1 protein-coding gene is annotated in these 1,732 nt (G+C 61.0%); it reads right to left on the reverse strand.

Annotated elements, in window-relative coordinates:
- Positions 1-321: 321 nt before the first annotated feature.
- Positions 322-1,732, reverse strand: a 1,411-nt coding sequence (locus tag CXY72_RS00090) for a SulP family inorganic anion transporter (RefSeq protein WP_233197558.1), incomplete at its 5' end; no start/stop codon positions are given.

Genomic DNA, 1,732 nt, shown 5'->3' on the forward strand with positions numbered 1-1,732 from the left:
AGAGCGGTGAGAACGGAGGGTTCCGCTCGGTAACGGTTGGGCGCGGTGGATTTGTGAACAATGGCCATGAGGCCTCCAGAAACGGGACCTCAGGGAGAAGCCAGATGGATGGGAGTGGCGATTGGGGCGCCGGTTTCACGCGTCTCGCCACTGGGGCGCGGTGGGATGAGAGTCGACCAGAAGGAGAAAATTTTTCCCGTCGAAACACTCAGCCACCGCAACGTTACCTGAACGTAAGGGTTTAAGCCCCTTCGCGCACAAATAGGCCGGGCCCCGCTAGGAGGCAGAGCCCGACCCGGTTAGGCAAGGAAGTGGGATGGATTAGTGGCCCGAGCCCATATTTCCGGCAAGGCGGGTATGGAGTAGGCTGCTGGATTCGTTGAGTCCGTCGATGGTCACGACCTTGTTATGCCGCTGGTACTTGTACTTGATGTCGTCGAGGGTGGCGACGGTGGAGGCATCCCAGATGTGCGAGTTCGTCATGTCGATGACGATGCGGTCAGGATCGTCGAGGTAGCTGAACTGCGTCTTCAGATCGTTGCTGGAGGCAAAGAACAGGGCACCGGTGATCGTGTAATAGGCGATGGGTCCAGTCTCATCGACAGTGAGGCTGCGTTCAACCTGGGCGAGGTGGGCGACGCGTCGGGCGAAAGCGACCATAGCAATGACGACGCCGATGACGACGCCGACCGCGAGGTTGTGTGTAGCGACGACGGCGACAACGGTGACGAGCATGACGGTCGTCTCGCTCTTGGGCATGCGCTTCAATGTTGCGATGCGGATGCTGTGCCAGTCGAAGGTCAGCACGGACACGATGATCATGACCGATACCAGTGCTGCCATGGGTACAACGGACAGCACCGGGCCGAGGCCGAGTACGAGAACGAGCAGAAAGGCGCCGGCGAGGAAGGTGGAGATGCGGGTGCGGGCACCGGATGCCTTGACGTTGATCATGGTCTGGCCGACCATTGCGCAGCCGCCCATGCCGCCGAAGAAGCCGGAGAGCATGTTGGCGACGCCCTGAGCCCAGGACTCACGGGTCTTGTTGGAGTGGGTGTCGGTGCTCTCGTCGACGATCTTGGCGGCCATCAGCGACTCGAGAATTCCGACCATCGCCATTCCGAAGGCGTAGGGAGCGATGATCGTCAACGTTTCCAGGTTGAGCGGGACGTTGGGGAAGAATAGCTGCGGGAGCGTCGTGGGCAGTTCGCCCTGGTCCCCAATGGTGGGGACATTGATCGATGTCACGATGGTCAGCACCGTGAGTACGACGATCGCGACGAGCGGCGCGGGAACCACCTTGGTGAAGCGCGGCATGACGACCATGATGATGATGCCGACCGCGACGAGCGGGTAGACCGTGAACGGGACGCCGAGCAGCTGCGGCAGCTGCGAGGTGAAAATCAGGATGCCGAGGGCGTTGACGAATCCGACCATGACGCTGCGGGGAATGAAGCGCATGATCTTGGCAACGCCGATGAAGGCGAAGACAACCTGGAAGATACCCGCCAGGATCACGGTAGCGATGAAGTAGTCGATGCCGTAATCCCGCGCGACCGGGGCGATTACGAGCGCAATGGCTGCGGTCGCACCGGTGATCATGGCGGGGCGGCCACCGAGAAATGCGATCGACACGGCCATGATAAAGGTCGAGAACAGTCCGACTCGGGGGTCCACACCGGCGATGATGGAGAAGGCAATTGCTTCGGGGATGAGGGCCATGGCCACGACG

The sequence above is a fragment of the Cryobacterium sp. Y57 genome (genome assembly GCF_002929505.1).
Taxonomy (GTDB): domain Bacteria; phylum Actinomycetota; class Actinomycetes; order Actinomycetales; family Microbacteriaceae; genus Cryobacterium.